Annotated in this window: 19 protein-coding genes and 1 pseudogene; 18 read left to right on the forward strand and 2 right to left on the reverse strand. The window is 70.5% G+C overall.

The genetic code is table 11. The annotated features are described in order from the left end of the window. The first annotated feature begins 77 nt into the window (after window positions 1-77). The 4 genes and pseudogenes from rimM to Q5722_RS12550 all read left to right on the forward strand — a co-directional run bounded on the left by rimM (window position 78) and on the right by Q5722_RS12550 (window position 3,328). Window positions 78-683, forward strand: a complete 606-nt coding sequence (gene rimM / locus Q5722_RS12535) for a ribosome maturation factor RimM (protein ID WP_305028598.1) — start codon at window positions 78-80, stop codon at window positions 681-683. Next, a pseudogene (gene trmD, locus Q5722_RS12540) lies at window positions 680-1,351 on the forward strand (tRNA (guanosine(37)-N1)-methyltransferase TrmD); the annotation flags it as partial. The gene rimM and the pseudogene trmD, both read left to right, overlap by 4 nt. Next, on the forward strand, window positions 1,352-1,846 hold the full coding sequence (locus Q5722_RS12545; protein ID WP_305029070.1) for a GNAT family N-acetyltransferase: 495 nt from the start codon (window positions 1,352-1,354) through the stop codon (window positions 1,844-1,846). 207 nt (window positions 1,847-2,053) lie between these two features. Continuing rightward, window positions 2,054-3,328: an ammonium transporter gene (locus Q5722_RS12550; RefSeq protein ID WP_305028599.1), complete on the forward strand. Its 1,275-nt coding sequence runs from the start codon at window positions 2,054-2,056 to the stop codon at window positions 3,326-3,328. 71 nt (window positions 3,329-3,399) lie between these two features. Here Q5722_RS12550 and Q5722_RS12555 read toward each other — a convergent pair whose 3' ends face one another. Continuing rightward, window positions 3,400-4,653 (reverse strand): Fic family protein, encoded by a 1,254-nt coding sequence (locus Q5722_RS12555; protein WP_305028600.1) that lies wholly within the window; start codon window positions 4,651-4,653, stop codon window positions 3,400-3,402. Window positions 4,654-4,881: 228 nt separating this feature from the next. On the opposite strand from Q5722_RS12555, the gene rplS reads away from it, so the two are divergent. From rplS to Q5722_RS12605, 10 genes are all read left to right on the forward strand, one after another. Then, window positions 4,882-5,232 carry a 50S ribosomal protein L19 gene (gene rplS / locus Q5722_RS12560; protein WP_305028601.1) on the forward strand — a complete coding sequence of 117 codons (351 nt, stop codon included), beginning with the start codon at window positions 4,882-4,884 and terminating at the stop codon, window positions 5,230-5,232. Window positions 5,233-5,287: 55 nt separating this feature from the next. After that, on the forward strand, window positions 5,288-6,109 hold the full coding sequence (gene lepB / locus Q5722_RS12565) for a signal peptidase I (protein ID WP_305028602.1): 822 nt from the start codon (window positions 5,288-5,290) through the stop codon (window positions 6,107-6,109). Continuing rightward, window positions 6,106-6,864, forward strand: a complete 759-nt coding sequence (gene rnhB, locus Q5722_RS12570; protein WP_305028603.1) for a ribonuclease HII — start codon at window positions 6,106-6,108, stop codon at window positions 6,862-6,864. Before lepB ends, rnhB begins: the two co-directional genes overlap by 4 nt. After that, complete coding sequence (locus tag Q5722_RS12575; protein ID WP_131584681.1) at window positions 6,861-7,166, forward strand: DUF2469 domain-containing protein; 306 nt, start codon at window positions 6,861-6,863, stop codon at window positions 7,164-7,166. The genes rnhB and Q5722_RS12575 overlap by 4 nt, the downstream gene beginning before the upstream one ends. A 146-nt stretch (window positions 7,167-7,312) precedes the next feature. After that, window positions 7,313-7,750: a TadE family protein gene (locus tag Q5722_RS12580; protein ID WP_305028604.1), complete on the forward strand. Its 438-nt coding sequence runs from the start codon at window positions 7,313-7,315 to the stop codon at window positions 7,748-7,750. 47 nt (window positions 7,751-7,797) lie between these two features. Continuing rightward, window positions 7,798-9,426 (forward strand): Tad domain-containing protein, encoded by a 1,629-nt coding sequence (locus tag Q5722_RS12585; RefSeq protein WP_305028605.1) that lies wholly within the window; start codon window positions 7,798-7,800, stop codon window positions 9,424-9,426. Window positions 9,427-9,549: 123 nt separating this feature from the next. Next, window positions 9,550-9,945 carry a YraN family protein gene (locus Q5722_RS12590; protein WP_305028606.1) on the forward strand — a complete coding sequence of 132 codons (396 nt, stop codon included), beginning with the start codon at window positions 9,550-9,552 and terminating at the stop codon, window positions 9,943-9,945. Beyond that, complete coding sequence (locus Q5722_RS12595) at window positions 9,942-11,528, forward strand: YifB family Mg chelatase-like AAA ATPase (protein WP_305028607.1); 1,587 nt, start codon at window positions 9,942-9,944, stop codon at window positions 11,526-11,528. The genes Q5722_RS12590 and Q5722_RS12595 overlap by 4 nt, the downstream gene beginning before the upstream one ends. Then, window positions 11,525-12,661: a DNA-processing protein DprA gene (gene dprA, locus Q5722_RS12600; protein WP_305028608.1), complete on the forward strand. Its 1,137-nt coding sequence runs from the start codon at window positions 11,525-11,527 to the stop codon at window positions 12,659-12,661. The genes Q5722_RS12595 and dprA overlap by 4 nt, the downstream gene beginning before the upstream one ends. A gap of 36 nt (window positions 12,662-12,697) precedes the next feature. After that, window positions 12,698-13,624, forward strand: coding sequence for a tyrosine recombinase XerC (locus Q5722_RS12605; RefSeq protein ID WP_305028609.1), 927 nt, complete (start codon window positions 12,698-12,700; stop codon window positions 13,622-13,624). Window positions 13,625-13,645: 21 nt separating this feature from the next. Here the strand turns inward: Q5722_RS12605 and Q5722_RS12610 are convergent, their stop codons facing one another. Beyond that, window positions 13,646-14,200 (reverse strand): murein hydrolase activator EnvC family protein, encoded by a 555-nt coding sequence (locus Q5722_RS12610; protein WP_305028610.1) that lies wholly within the window; start codon window positions 14,198-14,200, stop codon window positions 13,646-13,648. A 406-nt stretch (window positions 14,201-14,606) separates the two neighbouring features. Between Q5722_RS12610 and rpsB the strand changes: the two genes are divergently transcribed. From rpsB to frr, 4 genes are all read left to right on the forward strand, one after another. Next, on the forward strand, window positions 14,607-15,443 hold the full coding sequence (gene rpsB, locus Q5722_RS12615) for a 30S ribosomal protein S2 (protein ID WP_305028611.1): 837 nt from the start codon (window positions 14,607-14,609) through the stop codon (window positions 15,441-15,443). Between the two features lie 92 nt (window positions 15,444-15,535). After that, window positions 15,536-16,345: a translation elongation factor Ts gene (gene tsf / locus Q5722_RS12620; RefSeq protein ID WP_305028612.1), complete on the forward strand. Its 810-nt coding sequence runs from the start codon at window positions 15,536-15,538 to the stop codon at window positions 16,343-16,345. A gap of 127 nt (window positions 16,346-16,472) precedes the next feature. Then, window positions 16,473-17,186, forward strand: a complete 714-nt coding sequence (gene pyrH / locus Q5722_RS12625) for a UMP kinase (protein WP_305028613.1) — start codon at window positions 16,473-16,475, stop codon at window positions 17,184-17,186. A 70-nt stretch (window positions 17,187-17,256) separates the two neighbouring features. Next, entirely contained in the window at window positions 17,257-17,811 is a 555-nt protein-coding gene (gene frr, locus Q5722_RS12630) for a ribosome recycling factor (RefSeq protein ID WP_305029071.1), read from the forward strand. Window positions 17,812-17,819: the final 8 nt, after the last annotated feature.

Raw genomic sequence — 17,819 nt, forward strand, 5'->3', positions numbered from 1 at the left:
CACAGCAGCATCGCCGATGGGCGTCACCCCTCACGGGTGGCGCCCGTCGCGCATTTCCCCGACTAGGCTGACCCCTCGTGAGCAGCAGCATCGAGGTCCTGGTCGGTCGCATCGGCAAGCCCCACGGCATCCGCGGCGAGGTGACGGTCGACGTCCGCACCGACGAGCCGGAGCGCCGCTTCGAGCCGGGCGCCGCGCTCGACGTGACGGCTCCGAAGGGTTCGGCCTATGCCACGAAGCGGCTGACGGTCGAGAAGGTGCGCTGGCACCAGGGCGTGCTCCTCGCGAAGTTCGCCGAGATCCCGGATCGCAACGTCGCCGAGACGGCGCGTGGCGCGCTGCTGCACGCGCAGGTGGACGCCGACGAGACGCCCGAGGATCCCGACGAGTTCTACGACCACCAGCTGATCGGTCTGGTCGCGGTCAACCTCCAGGGCGTCGAGATCGGCACCGTCACCAAGCTCCTCCACGGCGCCCAGGACCTGCTGCAGATCCGCACGCCCGACCGCCGTGACGCGCTGGTGCCGTTCGTGACCCAGCTCGTGCCCGAGGTGGACCTCGCCGCGGGCCGGGTCGTCATCGCCGACCGCCCCGGCCTGGTGACGCCGTTCGAGGAGACCGACGAGCCGGACCCGGAGCAGACCCAGCGCCAGACCCAGCGTCAGGCGAAGCAGCAGCGATGAGGATCGACGTCCTCTCGATCTTCCCCGACTACCTCGCGCCCCTCGAGCTGAGCCTGCCCGGGAAGGCCCGGGCGAAGGGACTGCTCGAGCTGCACGTCCACGACCTGCGGCAGTGGACCCACGACCGCCACAACACGACCGACGACACCCCCTATGGCGGCGGTGCCGGCATGGTGATGAAGCCCGAGCCGTTCGGCGAGGCCTTCGACGAGCTGGGCGTCGACGAGCGCACGACGGTCGTCTTCACGACCCCGAGCGGCGAGCGCTTCACGCAGGCGCTCGCGCAGGAGCTCAGCACCCGTGAGCGGCTGGTCTTCGCCTGTGGCCGGTACGAGGGCATCGACCAGCGGGTCATCGACCACGCCCGGGAGCGGGCGGAGGTGCGCGAGATCAGCCTCGGCGACTACGTGCTCAACGGCGGCGAGGTCGCCGCACTGGCGATCACGGAGGCCGTCGTACGGCTGATCCCCGGGTTCATGGGCAACCCGGACAGCCTCGTCGAGGAGTCCCACGAGGACGGCCTGCTGGAGTACCCCGTCTACACCAAGCCGAAGCAGTGGCGCGGGCACGAGGTCCCCGAGGTCCTGCTGTCGGGCGACCACGGCAGGATCGCCGCGTGGCGCCACGACCAGCGCGTACGCCGCACGGCCGAGCGCCGCCCGGACCTGCTGCACGGCTCCGCGGTCGCGGGGGAGTGGCGGATCGAGAAGGCCGGCGCTGCCGATGCCGCCGAGCTGATGACCCTGCAGCGCGCCTGCTGGGCCCAGGAGGCGGTTGCCAACGACACGCTCGGGCTGCCGGCACTGCACGAGTCCCTCGATGACGTCGCCGCTGCGATCGCCGCGAAGCACGTCTGGGTCGTGCGCGTCGCCGGCCGTCTCGTCGGCTCCGTGCAGGCGGTGGCCGATGGCCAGACGTGGGAGATCGGCCGGCTCATGGTCGCGCCCGACCTGCAGGGCAGGGGTCTGGGGCGTGTGCTGCTGGAGCACGCCGAAGCAGCCCGCCCGTCGGACGCCACGGCGTACCGGCTCTTCACCGGAGCCGCGAGCGAGGCCAACCTGCGCCGCTACAAGCGCGCCGGCTACCGCGTCGTGGGCTCAGACGAGCGCTACGGCATCCCGGGCGTCGAGCTCGGCAAGCCGGTGCGCCGATCACGCCGCTGAGCGCGTGGCCGTGCGAAATCGTTGTGCGTGAGGCGCAACGCGACCGCGTCGTTTCGCCGTGAGATCTGTTACGAGCCGGAAACACAACATGGCGACTGGCGAAATCCGGTGACTGCAGGATCCTCCCAACGCCATGGTCAGCAACGTCGCCGACCCGGCATTGTTTCTCTCGGCAGCGCTGCTGCCGATACAGGAAGAGGTTGGTGAATGTCCGCAGACAACGTATGGCTGCTCGTGGCCACCGCCCTGGTCATCTTCATGACTCCGGGTGTCGCGTTCTTCTACGGCGGTCTGGTCAAGGCCAAGTCCGTCGTCTCGATGATGATGCTGAGCTTCGGCGCCCTGGGCCTGATCACGGTCCTCTGGGTGCTCTACGGCTACAACATGGGCCAGCAGCTGCCCTCCGGCATCCAGCACTTCGTCGGCAACCCGTTCAGCGACTTCGGTCTGCTGGACAACGCCAACGGCAAGGGTGACTACAACATCATCTCGATGCTGTTCGACGGCTCCTTCGCCATCATCACGGTCGCGCTCGTCTCCGGGGCCATCGCCGACCGCTCGCGCTTCTGGCCGTGGATGATCTTCGCCGCGCTCTGGGGCACGGTCGACTACTTCGTGGTCAAGGGCTGGGTCTGGGACACCGACGGCTGGATCTACAACTTCGGCACCACGCACCTCGGCAAGTTCCTCGAGGGTGACAACGGCGTCGGCGCGCTCGACTGGGCCGGTGGTACTGCCGTCCACATCAACGCCGGTGCTGCCGCTCTGGCCCTCGCGCTCGTCCTCGGCAAGCGCAAGGTCGGCTTCTCCAAGGAGGAGGCCGTCGCCCACAACGTCCCGCTCGTCCTCATCGGCACGGCGATCCTGTGGTTCGGCTGGTTCGGCTTCAACGCCGGCTACAACGGTGGCTCGGACGCTGGTGCCGGCCTCATCGCGATGAACACGCTGGCCGCCCCGGCCGCCGCCATGATCGGCTGGCTGCTCGTCGAGCAGCTCCGTGAGGGCAAGCCGACCGCCGTCGGCGCCGCCGGCGGTATCGTCGCCGGTCTCGTCGCGATCACCCCGGCCTGTGCGCACCTCAACCCGGTCTGGGCGATCGTCCTCGGCCTGCTCGCCGGTGCCATCTGCGCCCTGGCGATCGACCTGAAGTACAAGCTCGGCTTCGACGACACGCTCGACGTCGTCGGCGTCCACATGGTCGGTGGCTTCATCGGTTGCTGGTTCCTCGGCTTCTTCGCCGAGTACGCCCCGGGCACCGACGGCGTCAGCAAGATCGACACGGGCATCTTCTTCGGTGGCGGCGCTGACCAGCTCATCACCCAGGTCGTCTGCTCCCTGGCCGTGTTCGCCTACTCCTTCATCACCGCGTACGCCATCGGCTTCGCGATCGAGAAGACGGTCGGCTTCCGCGCCAAGGAGGAGGACGAGATCGCCGGTATCGACCTCGCGCTCCACGGTGAGGCCTACAACTACGGCGTGTGATCCACACACCGCTGTGAACACAGCGAAGGCCCGTCCCGCATCACGCATGCGGGGCGGGCCTTCGTCGTTGCTCAGTGGTCTTCCGCATGGAGCGTCAGGGCCTTCTCGCTGATCCGCACGCTGAGGTCGTGCACCTCGTGCAGGACGTCGCGGGCGAGCCAGACCGGGGTACGCCGCGACCCCTTCGCGCGGGTCAGCACGCCAGCCGCGACCGCGTCGGAGACCACGGCCCTCGCGGCGTCCTCGGCGAGGTTGAGCCGCTCACCGACGAGGCGCAGGTTGACCATCGGCTCCTCGATGACCAGATCCAGCAGCCGGTACGCCGGGGTGCCGGCGTACGGGCGGGCGCACGCCTCCTGCCAGCGCTCGCGGATCTCGACGACGTCCTTCGCGGTCTGGTGCGACTCGCGGGTCGCGATCGAGGCCGCCGAGGCGAGCATGGTGACGATCGTCGAGGCGTGGCCGGCGCGGTAGTCGTTGAGGGCCTGGAAGTACTGGTCGCGGTGGGAGACGAGGCCCGACGCGATCGGCACCGTCAGGTGGCGCGTCACGCGTCGCTTGCGGAGCACGGCGTGGATGAGTGCGCGACCGATCCGGCCGTTGCCGTCGGTGAAGGGATGGATCGACTCGAACTGCGCGTGCACGATCGCGGCCTGCGCGAGGGCGGGCATGTCGTCACGGTTGGCGAAGGCGAAGAGGTCGTCGAGGTACGCGTCGACGGTCTCCGGCGGGGGAGGCACGTGCAGGGCGCCCAGGGGCGAGTAGTCGCTGCCGCCGACCCAGTTCTGCCGGTGCCGCACGTGGCCCGGGCGGACGTTGTCGCCGGGCACGCGTGAGAAGAGGTCGTGGTGGGCCTGGAGCATGGCCTCCTTGGAGACCGTGCGCGGGAGCTGGCCCGCGTCGCGGATCATCCGGGCCAGCGCCGAGGTGGCCGACGCCATCGACATCGCCGAGGAGTTGGCCCCCTCGCCCAGCAGCGCCTTGCCGTAGTCGGCGAGCGAGGCGTCGACGTTCTCGATCTTGGAGGAGTCGACGGACTCGGTCCGGAGGAGTAGGCCGTTGAGCGCGGCGAGCGTGCGGCCGTGGACCATGTCGAGGTGGGTCAGACCACCGGCGACCGCCTCGAGCATGCGCAGCAGTGCCGGCTCCGGCTCGAAGCTCAGGCGTGCGATCCGCGGGGGCAGCGAGACCGTGATGTCGCGGACCAGGCGGTCCTTGCGGGGGCCGCGCGGAGAGGCCTGCCGCCACGGCCGGACCTCGTGCTCGTGGGACGGCCAGTCCGTCACGCCCGCGACTGCGTCGGCCGGTACGTCGGGGGAGGTCATGGGCGGATCCTTCCAGCAGGAGTGCCCGATTTTCCGGCGTACGCGCTCCTGTCGTAAAGTTCACCCTTGGTCCACGCTGGCCGAAGGGGCGCTCCGGGAATCGCACGGAGGTCCCGCTTCCCGCTCCTGCCACAGGGGGCGCAGGGAGCCGCCGGCCACGCAGCGTGACCACCCCGAACGATCAAACCGAAATCTGCGGTCGACCTGTGGCGTCCGTCAGGAGTGAACATGAGCAACGTGATCGACCAGCTCGCCGCTGGCATCAAGCGCGACGACGTCCCCGCCTTCCGCGCCGGTGACACGATCAAGGTCCACGTCAAGGTCATCGAGGGCAACCGCTCGCGTGTCCAGGTCTTCCAGGGCGCGGTCATCCGCATCCACGGCTCGGGCATCGGCCGCACCTTCACCGTCCGCAAGGTCTCGTTCGGCGTGGGCGTCGAGCGCACCTTCCCGCTGCACTCCCCGATCTTCGAGAAGATCGAGGTCGTGACCCGCGGTGACGTCCGTCGCGCGAAGCTCTACTACCTGCGCAACCTCACGGGCAAGAAGGCCAAGATCAAGGAGCGCCGCGAGTTCTGAGCGTATGGCGAGGCGCAGGCCTCGCTCGCTCGCAGGGCCGGTTAGGCTCTGCCGCGTGACTTCCGAGGACCGCGACCCCAACCCGAGCAACGGGACCACCGACACCGGTGAGGGGGCGCGGTCCTCGACCATTTCCCTGGGACCCGCAGGGAAGCGGCAGATGCCCATCTGGCAGGAGTCGATCCTCCTGCTGTGCATCGCGCTCGGCCTGGCGGTGCTCCTGAAGGCCTTCTTCATCCAGGCCTTCTACATCCCGTCGGAGTCGATGCTCCCGGGGCTGCACGTCAACGACCGGATCCTCGTGCAGAAGGTCTCCTACTGGGGCGGGGGAAGCCCGCAGCGCGGCGACGTCATCGTCTTCTCCGACCCCGACGGGTGGCTCAGCGAGTCCGAGAGCGCCGGCCCGACGAGCCCGGTCGCCAAGGTCCTGGGCAAGGTCGGGCTCTACCCGAGCGGCGGTCACCTCGTGAAGCGCGTCATCGGCGTCGGCGGTGACGTCATCACCTGCTGCGACAAGCAGGGCCGCCTCAAGGTGAACGGCGTTCCGGTCGACGAGAAGGCCTATCTCGCCAAGGACACTCCGTGTGCCGCGCCGCTGAGCCAGCAGATCGTCGGCCGCAACCAGAAGTGCGGGCCGCGTGACCTCAAGGTGACCGTGCCGAAGGGCTACCTCTTCGTCATGGGCGACAACCGCACGGACTCCGCCGACTCGAGTGCCCACATCTGCGTGCCGGGGAGCACCACCTGCCCGCCGACCCAGGGCTTCGTGCCGGTGGACGACGTCGTCGGCAAGGTCTTCGCGCTGGTCTGGCCACTCAGCCGGTTCGACATGATCTCGCGCCCTGACGACTTCAAGGGCGTTCCGGACCCGAGGTGAGTACCGCCCCCTCGCTCCGTGTCGAGCGACGCCTGCTCCGTGAGGGCGTCGCCACCCTCGCGGCCGCCGACGAGGTCGGACGCGGCGCTCTCTGCGGTCCCGTCACCATCGGCATGGTCCTGATCGATGCCGCGACCAGGTCGGCACCGACGGGCGTCCGTGACAGCAAGCTGCTCACCCCTGCTGCCCGGGAGCGGCTCGTGCCGCGGATCCAGCGCTGGGCGATCTCCTACGGCGTCGGTCACGCCAGCCCGGTCGAGATCGACGAGTTCGGCATCACCGCCGCGCTCCGTCTCGCGGGGCAGCGGGCACTGGCCCAGCTCTCGGACGAGGCCGGAGTGGTCCTGCTCGACGGCAACCACGACTACCTCAGCGAGCCCGAGCAGGAGGCGCTCTTCGGCAGTCCCACGCCGGCCGTCGTCGCGGTGCCCCCGGTGGTCACGATGATCAAGGCCGACATGAAGTGCGCCGCTGTCGCCGCTGCGAGCGTGCTGGCCAAGACGGCACGCGACGCGCTGCTGCTCGAGCTCGCCGAGGCGCACCCGGAGTACGGCTGGGCGGAGAACAAGGGATACAGCGCTCCCGAGCACCTGGCCGCGCTCCTGGAGCACGGGCCGACGCCGCAGCACCGCCTCAGCTGGCGCCTTCCCGGGTGCGACGTCATCGACCCGGTGGCCTTCCGGCGGGCCGCGGCGATCGGCGTACCGGCGGGCGTGCAGAATGGCGCGGAACCGTCACAGGAGGAGTCGCGATGAGTGCCGAGGATCTCGAGAAGTACGAGACCGAGATGGAGCTCCACCTCTATCGCGAGTACCGCGACGTCTCCCGGATCTTCAAGTACGTCGTGGAGACCGACCGCCGCTTCTACCTCTGCAACCAGGTCGACGTGAAGGCCCGCACGGAGCAGGGCGACGTGTTCTTCGAGGTGTCGATGAGCGATGCCTGGGTGTGGGACATGTACCGACCGGCCCGCTTCGCGAAGAACGTCAAGGTGCTCACCTTCAAGGACGTGAACGTCGAGGAGCTCGCCAAGCCCGATGACGACCCGAAGGTCTGAGCGTCCTCTGACGGCTGACCGATCGGACTAGCCCGAACGGCTCATTTCGCCCACCGGGCGCGACACGGTGTGGCAAGCGCCACTATCCTGACCCGAGGTGCCGGGAGGGAAACCGCACCGACTGTGGACACGCCTTGGGAGGGGTCATGTCTCGTCGTGCTTTCGCGCGTGCGCGCGCGCAGAGGGATGAGGGCGGTGCAGCCGCGCTGGAGTTCGCCCTGGTGCTGCCGGTCCTGCTGGTGATCATCTTCGCCATCATCAGCTACAGCTACATGTTCAGCGTGCGCCAGGCCCTCACGCAGGCGGCGGCCGAAGGTGCCCGCGCGGCTGCGGTCAGCACCCCCAGCACGCAGGCCGCGACGAATGCGACAGCCGCGGTCAACTCCGCTCTGTCGAGCCTCTCCATGACGTGCGGCAGCGGGGGACTCACCTGCACCCCGACGAGCATCGTCTGCGGGTCCGCCACGTGCATGAAGGTGACGGTGTCGTTCGCCTACCGCACGCACAACCCGCTCCCGAACCTCCTGCCCACCGCGATGATCCCCGCGACCCTCAGCTTCAGCTCCACCGCCCAGGTCAACTGATGAGGTGGTTCTCGTTGTCGCGGCGTGAGCGTGACGAACGCGGTGCGGTGGCGGTGTTCACGGCCCTGCTCATCTCGACGGTCCTCGTGGGGGCGACCTCGTTCACCGTGGACATCGGGTACCAGCGCATGGCGCGGCGCGACATGCAGGCGGTGGCCGACGTGGTGGCGATGGACATGGCGCGCAGGCTCGATGGGTCGACGTCGTCGGTGCTCAAGTCCAACGCCGCGTGGCAGTCGGCCCTCTCTGCGTCGTTGGCCCGTCAGGGCAGCACCGTGGGTGCCGCGCTGTCGGTGACGACGTGCACCGCAGCCGCCGTCGCATCGGCGTCGGCGCGTCTCTCGACCACGGGCATCTGCGCCTACCCGGGGATCCTCAACGCGGACGGGACGTTCTCCGACAGCGGCTCCGCGGCCGCCACCCACGTGAAGGTGCTCACCCGCACCAGCGTCGACTACTTCCTGCCGGTCTTCTCCAGCTCGGGGTCCGTCGCCCGCTCCGCAGTCGCCTCGTCGCAGAAGACCGCCTGCTTCCGACTGGGTTCCTTCGCTGCCCGGATCAACACCTACTCGTCCGTCCTGGGGCCGTTGCTGGACAAGGCGTTCGGGGTCAACCTGTCCGTCCTCTCCTACCAGGGTCTCGCCCGCGGCAACGTGAGCCTCCTCGACCTCGCCACCCAGCTGGGACTGGGCAGCGTCGACGCCCTGGCGACGACCAACGTGACCTTCGGCTCGCTGATCAACGCGACTGCCGCGATCCTCACGAAGAACGCCGGCGACCCGGATGCCGCCGCGTCGCTCACGGTCCTCCAGCAGCTCAATGCTGCTGCAGGGCTCAGCACGACGGTGAACCTCGGCAAGCTCTTCTCGCTGACGGACTCGAGCACTGCGGCCAAGCAGGCCACCGTCAACGTCCTGGACCTGATCTCCGGTGCTGCGTTCGTCGCGAACGGGTCCAACGCACTGGCGATCCCGCTCTCGATCAGCCTTCCGGGCATGACGAACGTGACCGCCAACGTCAAGGTGATCGAGCCGCCGAAGATGGCCTGCGGTGCGGTCGGCAAGGCACGGGCGCGTACGGCGCAGATCCAGATCGACGTGACCGGCAAGCACACCACCACGGTGCTCGCGCTGGTGACCACCACGGTCGACATCACGATGAGCCTGAAGGTGGCATGGGCCGAGGGCCTGCTGACGGATGCGGTGTGCGGCGCCGGCACGAGCGTGTCGCCGTACGGCATCGACGTGCTGACGACCAGTGGTCTGGCCACCCTCGACCTGGGACTCGTCGCCAAGACGATCACGCTGGCGGGGCTGCTGCCGGACGTGAACGCCTCGGTGGGCGTCTCCGTCGTTGCGTCAGGCGGCAGCCAGACGGCCCAGGTCCGCGTGCCGCCGAAGGACTTCAACACCCCGGTCGAGACCGGCGCGGGGTCGATCGGCCTGGCCGGAAAGGGCTCGACGAGCACCATCACGAGCGACGTGCCCCTGATCGGGCAGACGGGCTCCGCGGTCGTCAACTACGTCCTCAACACCGTCCTCGGGCCGGTCGTCTCTGCGCTCGACACGCAGGTGCTCACACCCGTCACGGAGGCCTTCGGTGTGAACCTCTCCGGAGCCGATGTGTACATCTCGCCGCCTCCGCCGAACTGCTCATCACCCCGGCTCGTCGGCTGACCCGAGGTGCGGCCCGGTTTCCGTCCCCAGCGACGGAGGCCGGGCCGGAGCTCCACACCCCGGCGCCGGGGGGCCGGGCCGGCCGGCGCGGTTCGGGGAGCGTGTGTGCAGGAGGTGTCGACGATGACGAACAGGCAGGTCGAAGCCGTGTCCCCTGATCCGAGGACACGCGCGCAGAAGCTCGGGGCGTACGGCGAGCAGCTCGCCGCGCGCCACCTGGTGGGCGAGGGCATGGTCGTGCTGGATCGCAACTGGCGCGGCGAAGGCGGTGAGCTCGACCTGGTGCTGCGTGACGGTCGGACCCTGGTCGTGTGTGAGGTGAAGACCCGCAGCTCGACCGGTTGGGGAGCTCCCCTCGAGGCCGTGGGTCGCCGCAAGGCGGAGCGGTTGCGGCGCCTCGGCGCGCAGTGGGTGGCCGCACACGACGTCCGGGTGCCGGAGGTCCGCATCGACCTGGTGGGGGTGCTCCGCACTGCGCAGGGGCACGTGGTGGAGCACATCCGGGCGGTCGGTGCATGAGCTGCGCGACGGCACGCACGATCACGCTCGCCGGCCTGCTCGGCCACCTCGTCGACGTCGAGGTCGACGTCTCCCAGGGCCTCGTCGGCACCAACCTCGTGGGCCGTCCCGACGCCGCCATCAACGAAGCCCGCGAGCGGTGTCGCACCGCCATCAAGAACGCCGGCCTCACCTGGCCCGCAACCCGGCGGGTGACGATCCTGCTCTCGCCCGCCGACCTGCCCAAGCGCGGGTCGCAGGTCGACCTGGCGATCGCCGTCGGCGTGCTCGCCGCGACCGGGCAGGTGCCGCCTGCGCTGCTCGACGGCACGGTCTTCCTCGGTGAGGTCGGCCTGACCGGGCAGCTCCGGCCACTGCCGGCGGCGCTTCCCCTCGTCATGTCCGCCGCCCGCTCCGGCGTACGCCGCGTGGTGGTCCCGCAGTCACAGGCGGCGGAGGCGTCCCTGGTGCCCGGCATCGAGGTCTTCGGCCTCCGCTCACTCCAGCAGGTGGTGGCCTGGCTGCAGGGGACCGAGGTCCCCGACGCGGCTCCCGTGGCGCCGCAGGCCGGTGCCCGGCTGCTGCAGTGGAGGGGCGATGACCGCCTGGCGCACCTCGACCTGGCCGACCTCGACGGCATGCTGGAGGAGCGGCTGGCGCTCGAGGTGGCCGCAGCCGGAGGACACCACCTCCTCCTGACAGGGCCGAAGGGGGCGGGCAAGACCTCCCTCGCCGAGCGGCTTCCCGGTCTCCTGCCCGACCTGACCGTCGACGAGTCGCTCGAGGTGACCGCGATCAGGTCGCTCGACCGGACTCTCGGGCCCGACGGTGGGCTGGTGACCCGCCCGCCCTACGCCGCTCCGCATCACCGCTCCTCGCTCGTGAGCGTGATCGGGGGCGGGTCTGGCATCGCGCGGCCGGGCGAGATCAGCAAGGCGCACTGCGGGGTGGTCATGCTCGATGAGTTCCCGCTGTTCGCGCGTGACGTGCTGGATGCGCTGCGGCAGCCCCTGGAGTCGGGCGAGGTGACGATCGCCCGCGGGGAGGAGGTGGCGACGTTCCCGGCCCAGGCTCTCTTCGTCCTCGCGTGCAACCCCTGCGCCTGCGGCAACTACGCGGCTTCGGTCGCGCTGGACCAGTGCATCTGCAGCGAACAGACCCGCCGCGAGTACCGTCGCCGCCTCACCGGACCCGCCATCGACCGCATCGACATCACGCGCGAGGTCCTGCCCGTGGCGTCGCTGTCCAGTGGGCCGCTTGACCCCGTGCCCGAGGACAGCGCCACGGTGCGGGCACGCGTCACCGAGGCCCGCGGCCGGCAGGCCGCGCGCTACGCCGACCTGCCGTGGCGCCTCAACGCCCAGGTGCCTGCAGCCCGGCTCCGCGACACGTGGCCGCTTCCCGAGGTGGGGCAGGTGGTCGTGGACTCCGCCGTGCGCAGCGGTGCACTGACCCGCCGGGGCACGGTCCGCGTGCACCGGCTGGCATGGACGCTCGCCGACCTCGCCGGACGCGCGGTGCCGATCCGTGCCGATGTCGAGGTCGCCCTGCGCCTGCGCACCGGGGCGAGACTCGACTCCTGGATGGTCGGGAGGGCGTCGTGACGGCGGCTGAGCCGGAGCGCATCGCCCGGGTGGCGCTCAGCCGGCTCGGTGAGCCGGGCGACCCGAGGATCGCCGCGCTGGTGGCGGAGATGGGGGCCGTGCGCCTGCTGGAGGCCCTGTCCGACGAGCGTGACCTGGAGGGCGTGCACACCGACATCGCCGGCCGGCTGGCCGTCAACGACCCGGTGGGCGACCTCGAGCGCGCCGCGGCGCGCGGCATCCGCTTCGTCGTCCCCGGCGACTCCGAGTGGCCCGGCCAGCTCCATGACCTCGACCGGGCGGGCACGGTCCACGACCGTGGCGGTACGCCGCTCGGCCTGTGGGTGCGCGGCCCCGTCGCCCTCGACGACCTCGGCGACAGCCTGGCGGTGGTGGGCTCGCGCTCGTCGACGGCGTACGGGGAGGCGGTGGCGCGTGGCGTGGCCGCCGACGTGGCCGGCCACGGGATCACCGTGATCTCGGGCGCCGCCTTCGGCATCGACCAGGCCGCGCACCGGGGCGCCGTCGCGGGCGGTGGTCCCACGGTCGCTGTCCTCGCCGGCGGTGTCGACCGGCCCTATCCGGTCGCGCACACGCGACTCCTCGAGCACCTCGCGGAGCACGGAGCCGTGATCTCGGAGGTGCCACCCGGCAGTGCACCGACGCGTGTGCGGTTCCTGATCCGCAACCGTCTGATCGCCGCGCTGGCGCGCGGCACGCTCGTCGTCGAGGCGGCCCATCGAAGCGGAGCGCTGAGCACGGCGCGCTGGGCGGAGCGCCTCACCCGCACCCTGATGGCCGTGCCGGGTCCGGTGACGAGCATCCAGTCCGCGGGTCCACACGACCTCGTGCGCTCGGGTGCCGCGCAGCTGGTCACCTCGGGTGCCGAGGTGCTGGAGCTGATGGGTGCCGCGGGCACCCACCTGCTGGTGGAGCCACGCGTGGAGACCCGCGTGCGCGACGTCCTGCGGCCCCGCGAGGCACGGGTGCTCGACGCGGTCCCCGTCAGCCGGGCTGCCTCGACCGCGTCGATCGCCCGTGCAGCGGGTCTCGGCCTGGTCGGGGTGCAGACCGCGTTGGGCTTCCTGGCACGCGACGGCTTCGTCGAGCGCCTCGAGGACGGCTGGAGGCTGGGTCCGCAGGGGCGCGCCTGACCGGGCCGCCCCCGGAGGGTCCCTACGATCGAGGCCATGACCGAGAGCGAGCTGCTGCCCGAGGCCTATGCCGCGGTGCTCGCCGACTTCGAGCGCCACCTGGCGGTCGAGCGCGACCTCACGCCGCACACGGTCCGTGCCTATCTGGGCGACCTCCAGTCGCTGCTCGGGCACGTCGCGCGGCTCGGCGGCGACGATCTGGACGACCTGGACCTGCGTGCCCTTCGCAGCTGGCTCGCGAAGCAGCAGTCGCTCGGCAAGGCGCGCACGACGATCGCCCGTCGTGCGACGGCAGCCCGGGTCTTCACGGCCTGGTTGCTGCACACCGGCCGGATCGCGACCGACCCGGGTGCGCGGCTCGCCTCACCCAAGGCGCATCGCGCACTGCCCGAGGTCCTGCGCCAGGACGAGGCCATCGCGCTCGTGGAGGCCGCCTCGGCGACAGCCGCAGAGGAGGGGCCGACGGGGATTCGTGACGCCGCGCTCCTCGAGCTGCTCTACGCCACGGGCATCCGGGTCGGGGAGCTCTGTGGGCTCGACATCGACGACCTGGACTTCGACCGCAACGTGGTCCGCGTCTTCGGCAAGGGCCGCAAGGAGCGCACGGTGCCCTTCGGTCAGCCCGCTGCTGCTGCCCTGAGGCGCTGGCTCGCCGCGCGGTCGGGAGTCGCCCGGGCAGGCTCGGGCGCGGCCCTCTTCCTCGGGGCCCGCGGCGGCCGGATCGACCAGCGGGTGGTGCGCCAGGTCGTCCACGACCGGGTGACCAGCGTGCCCGGTGCCCCGGACATCGCGCCGCACGGGCTGCGGCACACCGCCGCCACCCATCTTCTCGAAGGGGGAGCGGACCTGCGCACCGTGCAGGAGCTCCTCGGCCATGCGTCGATGGCGACCACGCAGGTGTACACCCACATCAGCAACGAAAGGCTGCGCACCGCCTACCAGCAGGCGCATCCGCGGGCCTAGCGGCGGAGCCGCTGCCCGGCGTCAGGCCGCACCCGACAGTCCCTGCCACGGCTTGAGGCGCACCGGCCCCGCCGCGCCGACGAGCTCGAGCGGGTCGAGGTAGGTCTCGCCCCGCAGCCAGCCCCAGTGCAGGCAGGTGCCGGGGGCGCAGTGCCCACCAGCCTGGAGCACGCCGATCGGCGCGCCCGTGCCGACCCGATCCCCGACGTGGACGAGCGCGGTCACCGGTTCGTAGGTCGTGCGGGTCGCGCCGTGGCTGACCACGACCACACCGCGTCCGGCGATCCGGCCCGTGAACACGACCTGCCCGGCCAGGGCCGCGCGCACGGTGTCGCCGGCCGCTGCGTCGAGGTCGACCCCGCGATGGCCCGCCGCCCAGGGCATCGGGGGAGGCGCGAAGCCGTGCACGACGACCGGCGACGTGCCGACTGGCCAGACGCCGCGCCCGCGTGGGTCGAGGTGCTCCGTGGCGGTCGGCGCCGGCCCCGGAGCGGTAGCGGTCAGCGCGGCGTGCGGGGGAGTGGTGGTGGGCAGGGCGTACAGCGTGCTGAGCAGCGCGGGAATGATCAGGTACATGGCCCGACCCTCCGCCGTCGGGCCCGGCCGGGTCGGCTCACTGGGCCTGGCCGGTGGAGGGAGGGCCGCTCGACCGCCTTGTGCATCGAAACCGGGACGACGGGGGCGGCGGTGCCGGATTCGCCCGTGGCCCCGTGAGCGACTAGTCTGGGAAGGCAACCCATCCGTGGGTTGACTTCGCGCGCCTGACGACCGTGGCGGCTCCTCCCTGGGAGCCGGTCGCACGCGGGCGCCGCTCCTCGGTTCCACCACGCGGTGGGTCGGAGCGGCGTGCAGGCGCCAGGGCCACCGGCACCCGTCGGCGGCAGCAACTGAAAACACACCGCACCGGAATCCGGAGCGCCTCCCGCATGGGCCAAGGCGACTCGCACACGGGCCGGGGCGACACACCAGGAAGAGAACCACCATGGCAGTCGTGACCATGCGCCAGCTCCTCGAGAGCGGCGTCCACTTCGGACACCAGACCCGTCGCTGGAACCCGAAGATGAAGCGCTTCATCATGACCGAGCGCAACGGCATCTACATCATCGACCTGCAGCAGTCGCTGGCCTACATCGACCGCAGCTACGCCTTCGTCAAGGAGACCGTGGCCAAGGGCGGCACGATCATGTTCGTCGGCACGAAGAAGCAGGCCCAGGAGGCCATCGCCGAGCAGGCGACGCGCGTCGGCATGCCCTACGTCAACCAGCGTTGGCTCGGCGGCATGCTCACCAACTTCACCACCGTCCACCAGCGCATCAACCGCCTGAAGGAGCTCGACCTCGTCGACTTCGACACGGTTGCCGGCTCGGGTCGCACGAAGAAGGAGCTCCTGCAGATGAAGCGGGAGCACGCCAAGCTCGAGAAGACCCTCGGTGGTATCCGTGAGATGACCCGCGTGCCGTCGGCCATCTGGGTCGTCGACACCAAGAAGGAGCACCTGGCCATCGAGGAGGCGCGCAAGCTGCGTATCCCGATCGTCGGCATCCTCGACACCAACTGCGACCCGGACGAGGTCGACTTCCCGATCCCGGGCAACGACGACGCCATCCGTGCTGTCGGCCTGCTGACCCGCGTGATCGCCGACGCCGCCGCCGAGGGCCTCATCGCCCGCTCGGGCGTCAAGGCCGCCGAGGGCGCCGAGACCGTCGGCTCCGAGGAGCCGCTGGCCGAGTGGGAGCAGGAGCTCCTCGCCCCGGCCGAGGCCACCGAGGCGCCGGCCGCCGAGGCCACCGAGGCCACCGAGGCTCCGGCCGAGGCCTGATCAGGCTCATGTGTAACGCGGGCTGTCGTCGTTGACGGCAGCCCGCGTTCCGCGCTCACCAGACTTTTCACGAACCAAGAGGGAAGAAGAACATGGCTTTCACCGCTGCTGACGTCAAGAAGCTCCGCGAGATCACCCAGGCCGGCATGATGGAGTGCAAGAAGGCGCTCGACGAGACCGGTGGCGACCTCGACAAGGCTGTCGAGCTGCTCCGCGTCAAGGGTGCCGCCAAGGCTGCCGCGCGTGCCGCCGAGCGCGAGGCCTCCGCCGGCCTCGTCGCCGCCGCTGGCAACGCCCTCATCTCGCTCAAGGCCGAGACCGACTTCGTCGCCAAGAACGAGGCCTTCGTCAACGCCGCCAACGCGATCGCCGAGGCCGCCGACGCCGCCAAGGCCACCACGGTCGAGGAGCTCCGCGCCGTCGCCCTGGGCGACACCACCGTCGGCGAGACCGTCGACGAGCTCGCCCGCACCATCGGCGAGAAGATCGAGCTCGGCGAGGTCGCCTACTTCGAGGGCAACACCACGGTGTACCTCCACAAGAAGGCCTCCGACCTGCCCCCGACCCTCGGCGTCCTCGTCGAGTACACGGGCGACGAGGCTGCCGCCAAGCAGGCCGCCCAGCAGGCCGCCGCGCTGAAGGCGCAGTTCCTCACCGCCGACGAGGTCCCCGCGGACGTCGTCGAGGCCGAGAAGGACGTCCTCACCAAGAAGACGCTGGAGGAGGGCAAGCCGGAGGCTGCCGTCGCCAAGATCGTCGAGGGTCGCATCGGCGCCTTCTTCAAGGAGATCGTCCTCCTGGACCAGGAGTCGGTCTTCGAGTCGAAGAAGACGGTCAAGCAGGTCCTGGACGCGGCCGGCACCACGGTCACCAAGTTCGCCCGCTTCGAGGTCGGTGCCTGACGCACCGCCTGACAGGCACCAGCGGGGCCGGTACGACGCACGTCGTACCGGCCCCGCTGTCTGTCTGCACGGTGCGATAGGTTTGCCCCCGCGCATCCGCTCCACCCAGACCCCCGAAGGGATCTCCATGCCGGCCTACAACCGCGTCCTGCTCAAGCTCTCCGGTGAGGTGTTCGGCGGTGGCTCGGTCGGCGTCGACCCCGACGTCGTCGCGGCGGTCGCCCGGGAGATCAAGGCCGTCGTCGATGCCGGTGCCCAGGTCGCGGTCGTGACCGGCGGCGGCAACTTCTTCCGCGGTGCCGAGCTCCAGGAGAAGGGCATGGACCGGGTCCGCGCCGACTACATGGGCATGCTCGGCATCGTCATGAACTGCCTGGCCCTCCAGGACTTCCTGGAGAAGGAGGGCGTCGACACCCGCGTGCAGACGGCCATCACGATGGGCCAGGTCGCGGAGCCGTACATCCCGCGCCGGGCCATCCGGCACATGGAGAAGGGCCGCGTCGTCATCTTCGGCGCCGGCATGGGCATGCCCTTCTTCTCGACCGACACGGTCGCCGTCCAGCGCGCGCTGGAGAGCAAGTGCGACGTCGTCCTCGTCGCCAAGAACGGCGTCGACGGCGTCTACACCGCCGACCCGCGCAAGGACCCCACCGCCACCAAGCTCGACCACGTCACCTACACCGACGCGATCTCGCAGGGCCTCAAGATCATGGACCAGACGGCGTTCGCGCTCTGTGGCGAGAACAAGCTCCCCATGGTCGTCTTCGGCATGGAGCCCGAGGGCAACATCCTGCGCGTCGTCATGGGTGAGAAGATCGGCACGCTCGTCAGCGCCGGCTGACGCCCCAGACATCCACCGGCGTACGCCGGATCCCGCACTGCACCGCACACACCAGGAGAAGACCGTGCCGATCACCAGCATCCTCGACGAGGCCGACCAGAAGATGGCGAAGTCGGTCGAGGCGACCCGGGAGAACTTCGCCACGATCCGCGCCGGCCGCGTCACCCCGACGGTCTTCAACAAGCTGACCGCGGAGTACTACGGGACCCCGACCCCGCTCGCGGGCCTGGCCACCTTCACCGCGCAGGACGCGCGCACCATCCTCATCGCCCCGTTCGACCAGGGCGCGATGGGCGCCATCGAGAAGGCGATCCGCGACAGCGACCTCGGCGTGAACCCGTCCAACGACGGCAAGGTGCTGCGCGCCGTGTTCCCGGAGCTCACCGAGGAGCGCCGCAAGGAGTTCGTCAAGCAGGCCAAGGAGAAGGCCGAGCAGGGTCGCGTCGCGGTCCGCCAGGTCCGCCAGAAGGCCAAGCAGGGCCTCGAGCAGCTCGAGAAGGACGGCGAGGTCGGCAAGGACGACGTCACCGGTGCCGAGAAGAAGCTCGACGCGACGACGAAGAAGCACGTCGACGCGATCGACGAGATGCTGAAGGCGAAGGAAGCGGAACTCCTCGAAGTCTGAGAGGGTTC

Source organism: Nocardioides jiangxiensis (genome assembly GCF_030580915.1).
Lineage (GTDB): Bacteria > Actinomycetota > Actinomycetes > Propionibacteriales > Nocardioidaceae > Nocardioides > Nocardioides jiangxiensis.